The organism is Microcystis panniformis FACHB-1757, assembly GCF_001264245.1.
Classification (GTDB): Bacteria; Cyanobacteriota; Cyanobacteriia; order Cyanobacteriales; family Microcystaceae; genus Microcystis; species Microcystis panniformis.
In genome coordinates this window covers 3,973,437-3,989,920 of record NZ_CP011339.1, presented here as the reverse complement: position 1 = coordinate 3,989,920, position 16,484 = coordinate 3,973,437, and the positions used below count along the sequence as shown (strand labels likewise).

Genomic DNA, 16,484 nt, shown 5'->3' with positions numbered 1-16,484 from the left:
GAAGCTCCTATTGATTCCCTAGGGGAACCCCTCAAGTGACCACTTCCGCGATTGTGTTGCCCGATATTTTTAAAGGCATCGCCCTGTTTACCCCCGGGGGCGACCTGATTTACTGTATCGATCCTGATAAACAAACTCATTGGCATCTGAATCTCTGTGCTGCTCTCCAGTCCGCTTTAGGGTTGCCAGAACCCCCCCATTTTTTAGTTCCTAGTTTTACTGCTACCATCGATCGCTGGCGAGATCCCTACAGTCACCGTATTCATACTAGAGCCGAAGTCTATCCCCTGGTCCGTCGCTATCAGCCTTTATTAAATGCTATTTTCGCCACGGATGATCGAGCTTGGTTTACTGTACCTTGGCAGGAACAATCCTCTAATCCCACTATCTTAGAAACCTATCGTCAGCAGTTTCCCCAACTTTGGCAATCCCACGATCTGATTCTCCGTTATCAGGAGCGCCCCCCAACCACTTCAGGGATTACTGCTGACTCTGACTATACTAATCCTAGTCCCAAGGGTTATGTTTTGCGGTTATTTGTCTCCGGTAATAATGCCAATACTAAACACACCCTAGAATCGATCCATCAGCTTCTAGAGCGAGAATTACACCATCCCTATACTCTAAAAGTGATCGATATCTCTAAGCATCCAGAACAAGCGGAATCTAATCATGTCTCTGCTATTCCCACTTTAGTCCGGGTTTGGCCGCAACCGGTGAAACGCATCATCGGCGAATTTGAGGATTTACCGCGAGTATTACAGATTATCGCCACCGCTTAGGGGTTAAAGACTTCTGACTCAATCCCTCGCCACCATTCGCCCAATTTCATTAAGTCTTGCTGAATATCATCCAATTCTTGAATATATTCCTCTTGGGAAAGACTGGCGCGACGTTCTTGCAGTTTTTTGAGACGTAATTGCACCAACAGCCAAGGCTTAGAAATACCGTTAGTTTCTTCAATATAGCGAGCAATATCTTGACTATCCATAGTTTTTACTGTTATTGTCCTATATTTTGTCAAATTAAGCCGAGACTCCTTTTTTTAGTTGCAGAAGATTATGTTTGATTTTAGCCACTATTACCCCTACGCCGAATTAGTTTCTTTCCTCAAAAACCTAGCCTCATCCTATCCTAATTTAATTAGCCTCACCTCGATCGGTAAAAGCTACGAAAATCGAGATATCTGGTTAACTACCCTCACAAATCAAGCCACAGGCCATTATTTAGAAAAACCTGCCTATTGGATCGATGCTAACACCCATGCGGGGGAAGTAACAGGCTCTGCCGTCGCTCTCTACACTATCTCCCATCTTTTGCGCCAATACGGTCATAATTCCCCAATTACCAGACTTCTTGACCATTACACTGTCTATATTTTGCCGCGATTGGCCGTGGATGGAGCGGAAAAATATCTCACTACTCCCTATCTGTTACGATCGAGTATTCGCCCCTATCCCCACACGGATGAGAAACCGGGGCTATATCCTGAAGATATTAACGGCGATGGTTTAATCCTACAAATGCGCCAAAAAGATACCTGTGGCGCTTGGAAAATTTCTGAACAAGATCCTCGCATTATGGCGCGTCGCGAACCGGAGGAATTTGAGGGAACTTTTTACACTTTGCTCACCGAAGGTTTAATCCGCGATTACGATGGCTATAATTTTACCACTGCCCCCACCCTAGAGGGTCTGGATTTTAACCGCAATTATCCCGTTTATTGGGTTCCTGAAGGGGAACAACAGGGGGCCGGAGATTTTCCTTTTTCGGAGCCAGAAACCCGTGCAGAAGCGGAATTTTGGGCAAATAACACTAATATTAATGGCTTCGTTACCTATCATACCTATTCAGCAGTCATGTTGCGTCCCTATAGCACCCATCCCGATGAATATTTCCCCGTGGAAGACTTAGAAATGTATAAATATATTGCTGACAAGGGAAAAGCAATGACTGGTTATGAATGCGTTTCTGTCTATCACGATTTTCGTTATCATCCCAAAGAAGTGACTAACGGTGCCATGGATGATTACGGTTACGATCATTTTGGTTGGTATGGTTTTACGGTGGAGTTATGGGATGCACCCACCCAAGCGGGAGTGAAAAAAGATGATTATATTCAATGGTTTCGCTGGCATCCTTTGGAAGATGAATTGAAGTTACAGCGTTGGAATGATGAGAATTTGGCGGGAAAGGGTTTTATTAATTGGCAAAGTTTTGATCACCCCCAATTGGGAGAGGTGGAAATTGGCGGTTGGGACTTTAAAAATGTCTGGCAAAATGCCCCAGAAAAGTATTTACCGGATTTATGTGAGAAACAATGTCAGTTTACTATTGCCCATGCTTTAATGTCACCTCTTTTAGCTATCTCTCGTCTTGATCTTAAGTCGGAGGGAAATGGTATTTATCATCTGGTTTTACAGTTGGAAAATCAGGGATTCTTACCCACTTATACCAGTAAAAAGGCACTGGAAAGAAAGATCGTTCGTCCCATTCAAGTCAAGTTAAATTTAGCCGATGAGGTGAGTTTAATAGTGGGAAAATTAGAGCAGGAAATCGGTCACTTAGAAGGGCGATCAAATAAAGTATATAGTAGCCTCGCTCATGGTTTAGATTATCGCTGTACGGTGGAATGGGTGATTAAAGGTGTTTCTGGTCAAGAAATCGAGATTATCGCTATAGCTGAAAGAGCCGGAACAGTCAGACAAAAAGTAATTTTATAGAGCTATTTTGTTCGATAAAATTGTTAAATAAGTCTCGTTAGATTCCGTGGGTAAAACTCGTAGTTTTTGGCTGCGAAGATCTGGTTCTAATCCCAAAGCTTCTAAAGGAATTACTCCTAATAAGTTGTTTTGACCTCCAGGTAATTCCAAACATTCAAAAGTCCCTTCCCGTCCCGCAATAATCAAGGTAGCATCGCGAAAAATTCTCGCTTTTCCTATCCCTTTAGCCGTAGCCACATCTACTTCTTTTAAAAGCTGTAAACCCAAGCGGGAGATTACTTCCGGCACCAGACAAACAGTAGTTGCTCCCGTATCAACCAAGACATTTTCTAGGGTAAGAGAGCGAATTTGATCGGGAGAAATTACAGCCGCCGCTGCTAGAATTTGATCCGCGCGATTGATCACTGTAATGCTGGTGTAAATTTTGCCCATATCTTCTGCAATAATTGCTGGATTAACCATCATATTACCCTCAATTGTACCCCTAAATTATACCAGAATAACTGCTAACAACAATTTTAATTATTAATCCGGCCATCGGGCATAATTGCACCGCGGAAGTTAACTCCCATCAGATTAGCACTCATTAACTCGGCACGAGTTAGATTAGCATTACTTAAATCGGCACCGGTGAGATTTGCTCTAGCAAAGAAAGCATCGATTAAGTCAGCTTCGCTGAAATTAACTCCTGAAAGATTAGCCCTTCTTAAGTCAGCATGATTCATTCTTGCTGCTTGAAAATTAGCTTGACTAAGATTAGCTCGATCAAATTTTATTTGAGTCATAATTGCACTATGAAAATTTGCCTGCATTGCTTCCGTATCGGTCATTTTTGAACGCACTAAATTGGCTCCCGCTAGATTTGCCCCCACTAAATGCGCCCCGATTAAATTAGCATCAGTAAGTAAAGCATCTTGGAGATTAGCATTAGTTAAATCCGCTTTTCTGAGGTCAACATTGCACAAATTAGCCTCCTTTAAATTGGCTCCTACTAGATTTGCACGCACCAGATCAACCCCTTTCATATTAGCCCCTTGCAGGTCGGCGCGATAGAGATTAGCACTTTGTAAATTAGTGTTATGATTTTTCTTTTCCTGACGCATATTTGTTCCCCGCAAACAAGCACCAGTGAGGTTAGCACCACTTAAATCAGCCCCCCGTAAATCCGCCCCGATTAAGTTAGCATCAAGTAACGTCGCTAGGGTTATATCGGTATCACGAAGATTAGCACCTTGTAGCATCGCTCCGTGTAAATTGGCACTGCGTAAATCTGCCCCATTTAAGTCAGCTTGGTTGAGACTAGCACCGCTTAAATTAGCTGTCACAAGATTAGCTTGAGCGAGATTAGCCCGGTTAAGATAGGTAAAGAGAAGATTGGCTCCGTGCAGATCTGCTTCATTTAAAACAATGCCAATTAAGTCAGCACCAACTAAATTAACTCCGGGTAATTTTAAGCCACTAAATTGAGTTTCTCCTGCGGCATAACGTTCAATTAATTCGTTGGGTTTCATAGGTAGAATGTCCAGATAAATTTGGATAAAAAATTAAAGAATTTTTTGTAAAGTTTGCACCAGAATACTGGCGGTTTGAACGTTAGCATCCGTATCCATTTGGGTTTGAGCAATATTGTATAGTTGAATTTCGATATCCTTGAGAGATTTCCCACTTTCGATGAGTTGTTGTAGTAAATCTTCTAGGGTATAACTTCGCAGAGTTGACCAATCTTGACCGCTCCGATCCCAAGGATGAAATAGGAGCGAGAAAATCAATATTTTGGCGCGTAAAGGATTAGCATACTGGAAAATTTCTAAACGAATTTCAAAGGGGTCGTAGGCGGGAATTTGTGGGGAATTACTGGGGTTGTTATTTGAGGAAGCCGGCTCGGCAAAGGGCAATTCCATGACTAATTGTGGTTCATTTAGATTGATGATCGAAGAGGAAAAATCCACAGGTTCACTTCTAGAGGGGGAGAAAGATGTGGTTTTAGCTGCAGAATCAGAATCATTCTTTAGATGAACTATTTGAGTGTTCAAGATTTGACTTTTTGACTCATTATCCTCTTCTTCGTCATCGTTATCAGTATCGTAGAGAGGCTCTAGCTGGGTAAGAATAATATCGGCTAGGGCTAGGTAGAGAGCTTTTTTATTAATATTTTTGGCAACTTGCTTGAGAGTTTGTCGCAAGCTTAGGAAATTGGGATTGTTTCGCTGAAGTTCTAAAACAATATTTTTTAAGCCATAATTATTAATCACCGCTTGATCGTTTTCCCAACGATTTTTACAAGCGGCAAACATTAATTTTTGAATTCTCGCCGTCTCTCGATGATTTTCTAGGCTACTAACCACCTGTCTTAATAAATTATCTTCCTCGTTGTTGACATCATTATTAACGTTGGTGAAGCTAGGGTTAACTTCCGGTTCCACTGGTAATAATTGATTGTCGTAGGCGGCAGCAATATTACTATATAATTGACTGATTTGCTCGATAATAACCGTTGCTACTCCCAGATAAACTTTAGGACGATTGAGGGTTTTAACTAATTTATAAACAGAAAAAGTTAATTGTTCTTTACTTGTTTTAAGTTCCACTAACTCCTTCACCAAGTCTTCCATAGCCACACTGTTCAAAATATTAGGATCATTTTCCCAAGATTTTTTACAGATACAAAAGATTAATTTTTTGATCCGTAATTTTTCTTCGTGGCTGTCGAGATAGCGAACTACGTCATTAAAAACTTCGATGGATAATTGCATAGTAACCTCTGATCCGAGAAAGGAGCCAGCTCTCGCACGCCTCCTCTACTATAGCGGTATGCTATTGGCCTCTCGCAAGTCAGCTTGCCAGAATATATAGGGTCTGCTGAATAAATCTAAAAACCTTGTTGGATAGGACTTTTAGACTTTTTTCCCCTCAAAAAGTGCCAGCCATTGCGGGGATCGGGGGGAAAATTCAGGTGCTTTTTCCCTGAAAATTAGGTAGTTGACCACCTGAAAATCGGTAAAACCCTACACCCTACACCCTACACCCCACACCCTACCCCCACGAAAAACTTTTTCAGCAGACCCTATATAAGTTATTCCGGCTCTTCTGGCGCTCGAAGATATTCTAGCCTAAAAGCGTGGAGCTATTCAGTTGGGTTTGCTGGATCTGGTCCCTAAAATTATACTTTGCACGGCTACAACTTGCATTTTTTACTCAAGGACAATAATATAGTTTAAGAGTCATAATTAGAAGCAAAGCACTCATTAAAAACATGATTAACCTAGAATTCACGGAAGAAGAAAAGAACTCACTGTATTATGAAAGATTTCATCATCCCCATCCCCGGGTTCAACTGAAGATGGAAGTTCTCTGGTTAAAAAGCCAAAAGATACCGCACCAAAAAATTTGTCAGTTAGCAGGAATCTCGCCAAATACCTTATTAACCTATCTTCGAGATGAGCAAGAGGGCGGAATAGAAAAATTAAAAGAAATCAACTTCTATCGCCCTAAAAGTGAATTAGAGTCTCAAAGAGAAACGCTCAAAAAATATTTCGAGAAAAATCCACCAGCCACAATAAATGAAGCTGTATATAGAAGAGAAGAATTGACAGGAATAAAACGAAGTCCTACCCAAGTAAGAAAATTCTTAAAATCCGGTTCTTCGTTACTTGGTATGGTTCGATAGGGGGGCATAAATCGACTAAATCCTTATCTGGCAAGAGACTTAATTGATTAGTTCGCTCTAGAGCAAAAACAATTGACAAAAATCGCAGCCATGCCTTTCTCTATAAGGGTTCCATCCCTTATAACCCCCGTCCATTGCATAACACAAACCGAAGAGCCTAAAATCCTTGGGAATGAAATGTTTAAAAATAGGTTCTCTTCCTTCTAAAGCTGACCCAGATGAACAAGAAGAATACAAAGAAAAAAAGCTAGAACCCAGACTAAATGAGGCAAAAGAAGGAAAAAGGGCTGTTTTTTTTGTTGATGCCGCTCACTTCGTCATGGGAGCATTTCTCGGTTTTGTTTGGTGTTTTGAGAGACTTTTTGTTAAGTCACCGAGCGGGCGTAAACGCTTCAATGTTTTAGGAGCATTAAATGCAATAACTCATGAAGTTATTCTGGTTACGAATGACAATTATATTACGGCAACTCAAGTCTGTGAACTCCGGTCAAAAATAGCTGCTTTAGGACTAATGATTCCCATCACTCTAGTCTTAGATAATGCCCGCTATCAAAAATGTAAAATTGTTGAAGAATTAGCTCTTTCTTTGTCAATAGAACTGCTCTATCTGCCGTCTTATTCACCTAATCTAAATTTAATTGAAAGGCTGTGGAAATTGGTCAAAAAGAAATGTTTATATGGTAAATATTATGAAAACTTTTCTGACTTTTCTTCAGCCATTTATGAATGTTTGAATGATGCCCATTTGAAACATAAAAAAGAACTGGATTCCTTGCTGACTCTACGATTTCAGAAGTTTAATAAATCTCAGATTATGAACGTCTAAAGTATAGCAAAAGATTATTTTTTCGCCTTTCTCGTTTTTAGTACAAATGTTTGAGTAAAATCGGAGTAAAGTCTTTAGGTTTAGGCGATTGATGCCCGATAGGGTTAGAGTAATCAGGGAGAAACTGATTTATCGAGAGGCCATATCATCCTATGCTAGAACTCTACCAATTTGAATTATCTGCCTATTGTGAGAAAGTCCGTCTCATCCTCGACTATAAAGGTCTTGCCTATAAAAAAAGGGACGTGGTGCCAGGGGTGGGACAATTGGAATTATTCCGTCTTTCCGGACAGCGCCAGGTCCCGGTCCTCAAGGATGGTGATACTTATATCGCTGACTCGACCGAGATTGCTTTTTATCTCGATCGCAAGTATCCTGAAAAACCAATTATCCCCACAGATCCCCTCCAACGGGGTCAATGTTTATTAATCGAAGAATGGGCCGATGAATCCCTGGGATTAAAAGGAAGAACCGCTTTTCTCGGCGCTTTTGCCCAAAATCAAAACTTTCGTACCGCCTTTTTACCCCGGGAAACTCCCGATTTTATGCGCTTGTTGCTGGGTTCTATGCCAGGGGAATTAATTGATATTTTGGGGGCGGGTGTAGGTCTGGGAAAAGATGCTATCAATACGGCGAAAAAAGGGCTACAACAGGATTTAGAAGCTTTGAACCTCATTTTAGCCAATCGTCCCTATTTAGTCGGGGATCAGCCCAGTTTAGCCGATTTAGCCGTGGCGGGATTAAGTGTACTGCTTCAGTTTCCCCAGGGTTCCTATCTCAACTTACCCAGGGAATTGCAAGGCAAGGGGATCCCAGGGTTAGCCGATAATAGCGCCTACGAGGGCTTTTTTGCCTGGCGCGACCGTCTTTATAGTCAATACCGTCAAACTATCACTCCGGGAAGTTCCACCCCTCCTATCGATTCCCCCAACTCCATCCAGATTGAATAGCAGCCCTTGACTAGGGTGGTGGGGCTTTTCAGTGATCAGTAAACAGTAATCAGTGATATGAATTAGGAATTAGGGACTGGGGAGCAGGGAGCGGGAATTAGGAATTAGGGACTGGGGAGCAGGGAGAATAAATAAAAGCAATCTACTGATTACTGATCACTGATCACTGATTACTGTTAAGATTCCCCTAAAACGTAGCCGACACCGCGCACGGTATGAATGAGGCGTTTTTGACCACCAGCTTCCATCTTCAGGCGTAAATAGCGAATATATACCTCAATAACGTTTGATTCTCCTTGAAATTCGTCTCCCCAGACATTTTCGAGAATTTGATCCCTCGATAATACTTCTTTGGGGTGAGTCATGAGGTAGCGCAGCAGTTCAAATTCCTTCATCGTCAACTCAATATTTTTGTTTTTATAGGAGAGACTACGACTGGCTAAATCTAATACTAAGTCACCGAAACGCAATTGTTCGGGGATAATTTCCAGAGGTTGCAGGTAAAAACGGATTAATTTGAGAAAAGATTGCGAATTATAGGGTTTGAGAAAATAATCGTCGGCTCCCGCTTCCAAACAGGCGAGACGTTCTTCTAGGGTTTCTTGAGATACTAACAAAATAATATAAACGCGACTTCCCTGGGAACGTAAACGACTACAAAAATTCACACCGGCCTCCGCTGCGAGGAAGCGATCGAGTATAATCATCGCTGGCTGCCAACTTTTCACTTCTGGGAAAGCGATATCAATGCTAGGCACGATCAGGGGACGATAACCTGCTTCTTTCAAGTCCGCACTAGCTAGTTTAGCGATATTCTCCTCAATTCCCACCAAGAGAATTGAAGAACTCGGAACGGATGTACTCATAAATCAGCAGCGGTAAAGAAATAGGAAAGATAGGGAGGGGACTACCTAATTATAGTTAATTGATTCTCGCCCGACCGATTTGAGATAAAAAAGTTAACGCTGTGGTGCGTTGGACAAAATTACCATTGATAGACCAACCGGTCACTCGATCGGGGGACGACCAAAGGCTAAGATGATCCACAGGCGGATCCGCATAAAAATTTTCTCCACCGCTACCCAGTAAACAGGAACTCCAATGGGTAAAATAATCGTGACTCAGGCGATAAATGGGAAAATTACCGATTAATGGCACTCCCCACCCGTCTAGAGCTATTAAAGCTCGAATTGTCGCCCCTTGAGCTTGCCAATAATGAGCTAAAGCGATCGCATTTACCACCCCCGCACTAAACCCAATCAAGGTTAGAGCTTCTCCCAGTGATAAAGCTTCATTTAAGCAAGAAAAAGGCGAAATAATAATATAGGGACTTAATTTGACCGATTTGCTCCCCAGATGTCCTAAAAAATCCTCGGTCAATCTAGAATCATGAAAACCCGTACAAATTACCAAAGACATAAAGTTAAGTAAAAATCTATGAGGGGTCAGTAATCAGTAATCAGTTATCAGTTATCAGTCATCAGTCATCAGTTTTTTCTCCCTGCTCCCCTACTCCGTCCCCCCACACCCCACACCCCACACCCCACTTCCCCACTCTGCCATAACTACTCCTACATACTTTCTGCTTTTTGTCAAAAAAACTTTTTCTTTGCAATAAAACTACACAAAAAAAAGATCATCGTTGTGGGTGAAATTGACTGATTTAACCGTCTTAATTGGGATCACCTTCTAGGTGTGGCAAGGGTTTCAACCTTTGCTGTCCAAAAAAGCACAAGATAACCCATTATGAAATTCAGTAAAATCGCTGTTACCACTGTAACATCGTTGTTAAATAAAAATCTTTCTCAATTAATTCTTAAGAATTTGTAAATATTGCGAAATGTTAATTTAAATATTCTCAAGTTTTTGGAGTCAATGAATAATTTTTGCTTATCTTTGTCGAACATTGAGTCAGGAGTCAGTGATCAGTTATCAGTTATCAGTTATCAGTGATCAGTTATCAGTTATCAGTTATCAGTTATCAGTTATCAGTTATCAGTTATCAGTTATCAGTTATCAGTTATCAGTTATCAGTTATCAGTTATCAGTTATCAGTTATCAGTTAAGTAGTCATGCAAAATTAATTACCTGCCCGATCGAGCTAAAACCCTTACGGGGCAATGATCGTCATGTGTAAATAATTTTGCCTAGGTACTTATCAGTTATCAGTTATCAGTTATCAGTTATCAGTTATCAGTTATCAGTTATCAGTTATCAGTTATCAGTTATCAGTTATCAGTTATCAGTTATCAGTTCACTGATTACTGTTTACTGTTTACTGGACGGCTACGCCGTGCCTTTGGCAACACTGAAAAAAGCTTCTCCCCACACCCCACACCCCACACCCAACACCCCACACCCTACACCCCACTTCCCCAATGGCCAATCAAGGTTGGATTTATCGAGATAAAATTAGCAAAAATCAGGCAGGATTAAGCTTATTAGCCTACTATGCGGGCAAATATCCCCATTCTAGTCCAGAAGAATGGCTCGATCGCATTTTATCAGCAGCAATTCTCGTCAACGGTCGTCCCGCTAGTCCCGATACAGTCTTAGAAATCGGGCAGCAATTGAGCTATCAGCGCCCGCCCTGGACAGAACCGGATGTGCCGCTCTTTTTTGAGGTACTCTACGAGGATGCCGAGGTGTTAGTGGTGGCGAAACCTTCGGGATTACCCGTGTTAGCGGGGGGTGGATTTCTCGAACATACTCTTATCCATTTGGTACATCAGCATTATGCGGAGGTCACTCCCTATCCGATTCATCGTCTTGGTCGCGGCACTTCCGGCATAGTCTTAATGGCGAAATCAAAGCCCGCTAGAGCTAAATTGAGTCAACAGATGCGAGAGGGGAAAATTACTAAAATATATCGAGCTTTAGTGGTTCAGGGCGACATACCAGATAATTTTACTATTAATCAAGCGATCGGGAAAATCGCCCATCCCATTTTAGGCTACGTTTACGGTGCGCTCGCAGATGGGTTATCGGCCCGCAGTGATGGTCGAGTCTTAAAAAAACATTCCGATAGTACCCTATTAGAAGTAGAAATTTTTACGGGCAGACCCCATCAAATTCGCATTCATCTGGCCTTTTTTGGCTATCCCTTAATCGGTGATCCCTTGTATGGTCTGGGGGGATTACCGCGACCGGATGCAGTCCCGGGAGATTGTGGTTATTATCTCCATGCCAATCAAATCCTTTTCAATCACCCCAGTACAGGGGAAAGAATCTCTATTTGTTGTCCAGCGCCGCCGGAATTAGTTATCAGTTATCAGTTATCAGTTCACTGAGAAAACTCCCCACACCCGACACCCGACACCTCACACCCCACACCCGACACCCGACACCCGACACCCGACACCCGACACCCGACACCCGACACCCTGCCCCCAGGAAAAACTTTTTCAGCAGACCCTATTTACAACCCCCCCAAGCTTGATCGCCAGAGTCACTAAAAGACCACTTCGGTAATCCCACCCTCAATTGCCCCGAAGCGAGAGCGAGAAACTAAGACAATTCGATACAATATTGTCAACAAGCATTAAGCGATTTAAACTATCGATCGAAGGTAAAAGTCCCGAAGTTATCGAAATCTAGGGGGAGACAAAAACAAGCATGGGTAGAGTAGTAGGCATTGATCTAGGGACAACTAACTCCGTCGTCGCCGTGATGGAAGGCGGAAAGCCAGTGGTCATCGCCAACTCGGAGGGCATGAGAACCACCCCTTCTGTGGTCGGTTTTAATAAAGATGGGGAGTTAGTAGTCGGTCAAATGGCCCGGCGACAAGGGGTACTCAATCCCCAAAACACCTACTATGGAGTCAAACGCTACATAGGTCGTCGCTACTCGGAATTAAACCCCGAATCGAAGCGCGTCCCCTACACCATCCGCCGGGATGAGATGGGCAATATCAAAATTAAATGTCCCCGTCTGCAAAAAGAATTTGCCCCCGAAGAAATTTCCGCCCTAATTTTACGCCGATTAGCCGAAGAAGCCAGCCGTTATCTAGGGGAAGAAGTGACCGGGGCCGTAATCACTGTCCCCGCCTATTTTAATGACTCCCAACGTCAAGCCACCCGGGATGCCGGCCGAATTGCGGGGTTAGAAGTGCTGCGGATTCTCAACGAACCCACCGCCGCTGCCCTAGCCTACGGTCTCGATGAACAGGAAAGCAAGAAAATCCTCGTTTTTGACCTGGGAGGCGGTACTTTTGATGTTTCTATCCTAGAAGTGGGGGACGGCGTTTTCGAGGTGAAAGCCACCAGTGGCGACACCCAATTAGGGGGTAATGATTTCGATAAAAGAATCGTCGATTGGTTAGCCAATCAATTTTTGGAACAGGAAGGCGTGGAGCTGCGCCAAGACCGGCAAGCCCTACAAAGACTCACAGAAGCGGCAGAAAAAGCCAAAATTGAACTGTCTGGGGTCAGCGTCACCGATATTAATCTACCCTTTATTATCGCCACGGAAGACGGACCCAAACACATCGAAACTCGCCTGAGTCGGGCCCAATTTGAGGAATTATGCGGCGATTTAATCAGTCGTCTCCGTCGTCCTCTCAAACGCGCCCTTTCTGATGCCGGTTTGTCCCCCGTCCAACTAGACGAAGTGGTACTGGTGGGCGGCGGCACGCGGATGCCGGTGGTGAAGGATTTAGTGCGGAGTTTTATCGATAGGGAACCCAATCAAAATGTTAACCCTGATGAGGTTGTAGCGGTCGGGGCGGCTATTCAAGCGGGAATTTTGGGCGGCGAGGTCAAAGACGTGCTGCTCCTCGATGTGACCCCTTTATCCTTGGGTTTAGAAACCATCGGCGGTGTGATGAAAAAGTTAATCCCCCGCAATACCACTATTCCCGTCCGCAGAGCTGACCTTTTTTCCACTTCCGAAAATAATCAAACTGTGGTGGAAATCCACGTTTTGCAGGGGGAAAGGGAAATGGCCAGCGATAATAAATCCTTGGGACGTTTTAAATTAACCGGTATCCCCCCCGCACCCCGGGGTATTCCCCAAGTGCAGGTGTCCCTCGATATCGATGCTAACGGTATTCTACAAGTCACCGCTAGGGATAAAATGACCGGACGGGAGCAAAGTGTCACCATTCAAGGCGCTTCTACCCTCAGCGAAGGGGAAATTAACCGCATGATCGGCGATGCTGCCCGATTTGCCGAAGCAGATCGTACCCGTCGCGAAAAGGTCGATAAACGCAATCGCGCCCGCTCTCTGGTGGATCAAGCCCAACGACGCTTAAAAGATGTTACTCTCGATTTTGGTAATGAGTTTACCCGTTCCTATCGTCGTCAAATTGAGTCTTTGAGTACGGAAATTATCGACGCTTTGGAGAAAAATGATGACCGTCGCATTGATCGCGCCCAGGCAGACCTACAGGATGTTATCTATGAATTAAATCGCGAGGTACGGCTACAATACGACGAGGAAGACGAGGGCTTTTTTAGCGCTATTCGCAAGACTTTTACCGGGGATAAGGAAGATGAGCTTCCCTATGAACCGCGTCGCGATCGTTATCGTCAGGATTATCGTCCCACTACACCGGGTTATCAAAGTGATTATCGACCCAATTATTCGGCTAATCAAGATAGTTATCGCCCCCGCAATCAGGACAATTACTACAATGGCCGCGATAGCGATTGGCAAAGTCCCCCCCTTTCGGAGGAAAAAAGTTATAACAATAGTAAAAGTAACCGCAGCAGCGGCAATCGTTCCCGCAATATTCCCCCCCAAAATAACTGGGATGATGACGATGATGATTGGTTTTAATCAGTGATCAGTAAACAGTGATCAGTAAACAGTAAACAGTAATCAGTAAACAGTAATCAGTAAAAAGACAGTGGGAAACTACTATTTAATACTGCTCGCTTAATACATACTGCTCACTTAGAACTCAAATCTGATCACTGATAACCGATAACTGATAACTGATAACTGATAACTGATAACTGATAACTGAATATATGCCACAATTAGTTAATTATTATGATGTTTTAGGAGTATCTCGCACGGCTACCAGTGACGAGATCAAAAAGGCTTTTCGACGACTGGCGCGCCAATATCATCCCGATGTTAATCCGGGGGATAAATCGGCCGAAGAAAAGTTTAAAGATATTAATGAAGCTTACGATGTTCTCTCCGATGAAGAAAAACGGGTTGAGTATAATCGTTCCTTGACGGGTATTAAGCGCCGCGGGATACGTCCAGGGGAAAAAGCGAATAGTAACGGTAATGGAAAAATCCCCCGTACAGAACAGGATTTATGGAAGTTTAGAGATTTTAATAACCTTAATACTAAGCGCGCTAAAATTGCCTCCTCTCCCCGTTTAACTCGTCGAGATGTGGAGGCAAAATTGACTTTACCTTTAGAGAAAGCCTATCAAGGTGGCAGACAAAGAATTCGTCTGGAAGATGGCCGATCGATCGAGGTTGATATGCCGGCAGCCATGATCGATGGGCAGAAAATTCGTCTCAAAGGTCAGGGTATTGAAGGGGGTGATTTATATTTAAAAATAACTATCGCTAGGCATCCTTTTTTTAGGATTCAAGGTTCTGATATTGTCTGTCAAGTACCGATTACTCCCAGCGAGGCAATTGTGGGCGGTTTTGTGGAAATTCCCACCATTGACGGGTTAGTTAAAATGATGATTCCCAAAGGAGTTAAAAGCGGTCAAAGATTACGTTTAGCTAATAAAGGTTATCCCACTTCCCAAGGAGAAAGGGGCGATCAATTAGTGGAAATTATCTTAGTTAATCCTCCCAATCCTAGCCCAGAAGAATTGGAACTTTATCAAAAAATACGAGCGATCGAAACTTTTAACCCTCGTCAAGGTTTATAAAGATTATGCTAGGTGGGTTACGGTCTATTTTTTATTGATCAGAAGTCAGTTATCAGTATTCAGTATTCAGTAGTTAGTATTCAGAAGACAGCTTTTTCTCCCTGCTCCCCCGCAATGGCTCGACTGAGCATCGCCGAACGTCGCACACGAAGTAGTCTCCCCACTGATAACTGATAACTGATAACTGAAAAATACCCTTAATTCCTGTCTTTTTATGATAAATATAATTGATACAATTAAACCTTTTTATCCTCTAGCTTTTAAGGCTATTCGGGGCAATTTAGAGGGAACACAAAAACAATTATTAAATACTCTGCAAAAAATCGATCGCTCGCGACAGGGATTTTGGGGACAATGGTTAATCTCACAATTATCAGAATCCCTTAGTTTTAGCGATTCTCGCCTATCTCAAAGCCTCTGGGGGTTAAATTTCCCCAATCCCGTCGGATTGGCGGCAGGATTCGATAAAGACGGTTTAGGGGCAGGACTTTGGCATAATTTCGGCTTTGGTTTTGCCGAGGTGGGTGCTGTCACCCTAGAAGGGCAACCGGGCAACCCAAAACCGAGATTATTTCGTTTACCGGAAGATTTGGCCGGATTAAACCGTATGGGGGCAAATAACCTCGGTGCGCCGGTTCTAGCGGCAACTCTCCAACAATCTTGGCAACGACAACCCCGACAGATTCCCATCGGTATTAACCTCTGTAAATCGAAAAATACGCCCCTAGAAAAGGCTCCAGAGGACTATTTAGGCAGTTTTCGCTATTTATTCCCCCATGCCGATTATTTTGTCGTTAATGTTAGTTCTCCCAATACTCCCGGTTTGCGTTCCCTGCAAAGTGGGGAACAACTCGATAAAATTCTCGACATTTTACAAACAGAAAATCAAGGCAGAAAACCCCTATTAGTGAAAATTTCTCCTGATTTAGAATGGGAAGATATAAGAACAATTATTGAGTTAGCTTTCTCCTATCAGTTAGCTGGAATTGTCGCTACTAATACCACCACTAAACGCACGGGATTAAAAACCACAATTCTGCCCGAAACTGGTAAACCAATCACTGAAGAAGCAGGGGGAATTAGTGGGCAACCTTTGCGGGAACGTTCCACGGAAGTGATCCGTTTTATCTATCAGCAAACCCAAGGCAATTTACCAATAATTGGAGTGGGAGGCATTTTTTCCCTCGATGATGCTTGGGAAAAAATTACCGCCGGTGCGAGTTTATTACAGATTTATACCGGTTGGTTATATCGAGGACCCTGGCTAGTATTAAATATTTTACAAGGATTAACAGAAAAATTAGAGGCTAATGGGTTGACTAATATTAATCAAGCGGTGGGTTGGCAAGCTAACCAAGAATGAGCCAATTTTCTCTGGTAATTAGCAATAATTTCGGAAAAATTAGCTAAAATATTACCCGTTCCCTTGGGGGATAAGATAAGATAATTAGGATAACTACAATAGGACTA

General features: G+C 43.0%; 15 protein-coding genes and 3 pseudogenes. 11 read left to right on the top strand and 7 right to left on the bottom strand.

Going from position 1 to position 16,484, the window contains the following annotated elements; translation table 11 throughout:
- Nucleotides 1-35: 35 nt before the first annotated feature.
- Nucleotides 36-782, top strand: coding sequence for a circadian clock KaiB family protein (locus VL20_RS19125; protein WP_002786357.1), 747 nt, complete (start codon nt 36-38; stop codon nt 780-782).
- Here VL20_RS19125 and VL20_RS19120 read toward each other — a convergent pair.
- On the bottom strand, nt 779-991 hold the full coding sequence (locus VL20_RS19120; protein ID WP_002766333.1) for a hypothetical protein: 213 nt from the start codon (nt 989-991) through the stop codon (nt 779-781). The genes VL20_RS19125 and VL20_RS19120 overlap by 4 nt on opposite strands.
- 70 nt (nt 992-1,061) lie before the next feature.
- Here VL20_RS19120 and VL20_RS19115 point away from each other — a divergent pair, with 70 nt between their 5' ends.
- Nucleotides 1,062-2,723 (top strand): M14 family metallopeptidase, encoded by a 1,662-nt coding sequence (locus tag VL20_RS19115; RefSeq protein ID WP_002786354.1) that lies wholly within the window; start codon nt 1,062-1,064, stop codon nt 2,721-2,723.
- On the opposite strand, the gene VL20_RS19110 is transcribed toward VL20_RS19115, so the two are convergent.
- The 3 genes from VL20_RS19110 to VL20_RS19100 are packed head-to-tail and all read right to left on the bottom strand — an operon-like array spanning nt 2,718 to nt 5,476.
- The gene (locus VL20_RS19110) at nt 2,718-3,185 is read right to left on the bottom strand and encodes a retroviral-like aspartic protease family protein (RefSeq protein WP_043995544.1); all 468 of its coding nucleotides are present in this window, start codon (nt 3,183-3,185) and stop codon (nt 2,718-2,720) included. The two genes, VL20_RS19115 and VL20_RS19110, sit on opposite strands and share 6 nt — an antisense overlap.
- Before the next feature lie 56 nt (nt 3,186-3,241).
- The gene (locus tag VL20_RS19105) at nt 3,242-4,234 is read right to left on the bottom strand and encodes a pentapeptide repeat-containing protein (protein WP_052277465.1); all 993 of its coding nucleotides are present in this window, start codon (nt 4,232-4,234) and stop codon (nt 3,242-3,244) included.
- Nucleotides 4,235-4,267: 33 nt separating this feature from the next.
- Entirely contained in the window at nt 4,268-5,476 is a 1,209-nt protein-coding gene (locus tag VL20_RS19100) for a hypothetical protein (RefSeq protein ID WP_052277464.1), read from the bottom strand.
- A 500-nt stretch (nt 5,477-5,976) separates the two neighbouring features.
- Between VL20_RS19100 and VL20_RS19095 the strand changes: the two are divergent.
- Nucleotides 5,977-6,351 (top strand): annotated as a pseudogene (locus VL20_RS19095) (IS630 family transposase); the annotation flags it as partial.
- On the opposite strand, the pseudogene VL20_RS33025 reads toward VL20_RS19095, so the two are convergent.
- Nucleotides 6,332-6,530: pseudogene (locus VL20_RS33025) on the bottom strand (hypothetical protein). The pseudogenes VL20_RS19095 and VL20_RS33025 overlap by 20 nt on opposite strands.
- A 17-nt stretch (nt 6,531-6,547) precedes the next feature.
- Here VL20_RS33025 and VL20_RS19090 point away from each other — a divergent pair.
- Together VL20_RS19090 and VL20_RS19085 are read left to right on the top strand one after the other, a co-directional pair.
- A pseudogene (locus VL20_RS19090) lies at nt 6,548-7,216 on the top strand (IS630-like element ISMae22 family transposase); the annotation flags it as partial.
- A 152-nt stretch (nt 7,217-7,368) separates the two neighbouring features.
- Complete coding sequence (locus VL20_RS19085; protein WP_002766343.1) at nt 7,369-8,166, top strand: glutathione S-transferase; 798 nt, start codon at nt 7,369-7,371, stop codon at nt 8,164-8,166.
- A 176-nt stretch (nt 8,167-8,342) separates the two neighbouring features.
- Here the strand turns inward: VL20_RS19085 and nblR are convergent, their stop codons facing one another.
- Together nblR and VL20_RS19075 are read right to left on the bottom strand one after the other, a co-directional pair.
- A complete protein-coding gene (gene nblR / locus VL20_RS19080) occupies nt 8,343-9,032 on the bottom strand; it encodes a response regulator transcription factor NblR (RefSeq protein WP_052277462.1) in 690 nt (229 codons plus the stop codon).
- Between the two features lie 55 nt (nt 9,033-9,087).
- Nucleotides 9,088-9,585 carry a hypothetical protein gene (locus VL20_RS19075; protein WP_052277461.1) on the bottom strand — a complete coding sequence of 166 codons (498 nt, stop codon included), beginning with the start codon at nt 9,583-9,585 and terminating at the stop codon, nt 9,088-9,090.
- Between the two features lie 487 nt (nt 9,586-10,072).
- Between VL20_RS19075 and VL20_RS19070 the strand changes: the two genes are divergently transcribed.
- The 6 genes from VL20_RS19070 (at nt 10,073) to VL20_RS19050 (ending at nt 16,377) form a co-directional block, all read left to right on the top strand.
- The gene (locus VL20_RS19070; RefSeq protein ID WP_128575261.1) at nt 10,073-10,303 is read left to right on the top strand and encodes a hypothetical protein; all 231 of its coding nucleotides are present in this window, start codon (nt 10,073-10,075) and stop codon (nt 10,301-10,303) included.
- A gap of 6 nt (nt 10,304-10,309) precedes the next feature.
- Complete coding sequence (locus tag VL20_RS29490; RefSeq protein WP_128575260.1) at nt 10,310-10,576, top strand: hypothetical protein; 267 nt, start codon at nt 10,310-10,312, stop codon at nt 10,574-10,576.
- Entirely contained in the window at nt 10,545-11,456 is a 912-nt protein-coding gene (locus tag VL20_RS19065; RefSeq protein WP_052277460.1) for an RluA family pseudouridine synthase, read from the top strand. The genes VL20_RS29490 and VL20_RS19065 overlap by 32 nt, the downstream gene beginning before the upstream one ends.
- 325 nt (nt 11,457-11,781) lie before the next feature.
- Nucleotides 11,782-13,944 (top strand): molecular chaperone DnaK, encoded by a 2,163-nt coding sequence (gene dnaK / locus VL20_RS19060; protein WP_052277459.1) that lies wholly within the window; start codon nt 11,782-11,784, stop codon nt 13,942-13,944.
- A gap of 194 nt (nt 13,945-14,138) precedes the next feature.
- The gene (locus VL20_RS19055) at nt 14,139-15,014 is read left to right on the top strand and encodes a J domain-containing protein (protein WP_052277458.1); all 876 of its coding nucleotides are present in this window, start codon (nt 14,139-14,141) and stop codon (nt 15,012-15,014) included.
- Between the two features lie 214 nt (nt 15,015-15,228).
- Entirely contained in the window at nt 15,229-16,377 is a 1,149-nt protein-coding gene (locus tag VL20_RS19050; protein ID WP_052277457.1) for a quinone-dependent dihydroorotate dehydrogenase, read from the top strand.
- Nucleotides 16,378-16,484: the final 107 nt, after the last annotated feature.

What these genes read in the sequence shown, in the direction of transcription:
- VL20_RS19120 (WP_002766333.1), bottom strand. Translation starts at nt 991, where the DNA reads ATGGATAGTCAAGATATTGCTCGCTATATTGAAGAAACTAACGGTATT.
- VL20_RS19085 (WP_002766343.1), top strand. Translation starts at nt 7,369, where the DNA reads ATGCTAGAACTCTACCAATTTGAATTATCTGCCTATTGTGAGAAAGTC.
- VL20_RS19110 (WP_043995544.1), bottom strand. Translation starts at nt 3,185, where the DNA reads ATGGTTAATCCAGCAATTATTGCAGAAGATATGGGCAAAATTTACACC.
- nblR (WP_052277462.1), bottom strand. Translation starts at nt 9,032, where the DNA reads ATGAGTACATCCGTTCCGAGTTCTTCAATTCTCTTGGTGGGAATTGAG.
- VL20_RS19050 (WP_052277457.1), top strand. Translation starts at nt 15,229, where the DNA reads ATGATAAATATAATTGATACAATTAAACCTTTTTATCCTCTAGCTTTT.
- VL20_RS19055 (WP_052277458.1), top strand. Translation starts at nt 14,139, where the DNA reads ATGCCACAATTAGTTAATTATTATGATGTTTTAGGAGTATCTCGCACG.
- VL20_RS19100 (WP_052277464.1), bottom strand. Translation starts at nt 5,476, where the DNA reads ATGCAATTATCCATCGAAGTTTTTAATGACGTAGTTCGCTATCTCGAC.
- VL20_RS19105 (WP_052277465.1), bottom strand. Translation starts at nt 4,234, where the DNA reads ATGAAACCCAACGAATTAATTGAACGTTATGCCGCAGGAGAAACTCAA.
- dnaK (WP_052277459.1), top strand. Translation starts at nt 11,782, where the DNA reads ATGGGTAGAGTAGTAGGCATTGATCTAGGGACAACTAACTCCGTCGTC.
- VL20_RS19075 (WP_052277461.1), bottom strand. Translation starts at nt 9,585, where the DNA reads ATGTCTTTGGTAATTTGTACGGGTTTTCATGATTCTAGATTGACCGAG.
- VL20_RS19115 (WP_002786354.1), top strand. Translation starts at nt 1,062, where the DNA reads ATGTTTGATTTTAGCCACTATTACCCCTACGCCGAATTAGTTTCTTTC.
- VL20_RS19065 (WP_052277460.1), top strand. Translation starts at nt 10,545, where the DNA reads ATGGCCAATCAAGGTTGGATTTATCGAGATAAAATTAGCAAAAATCAG.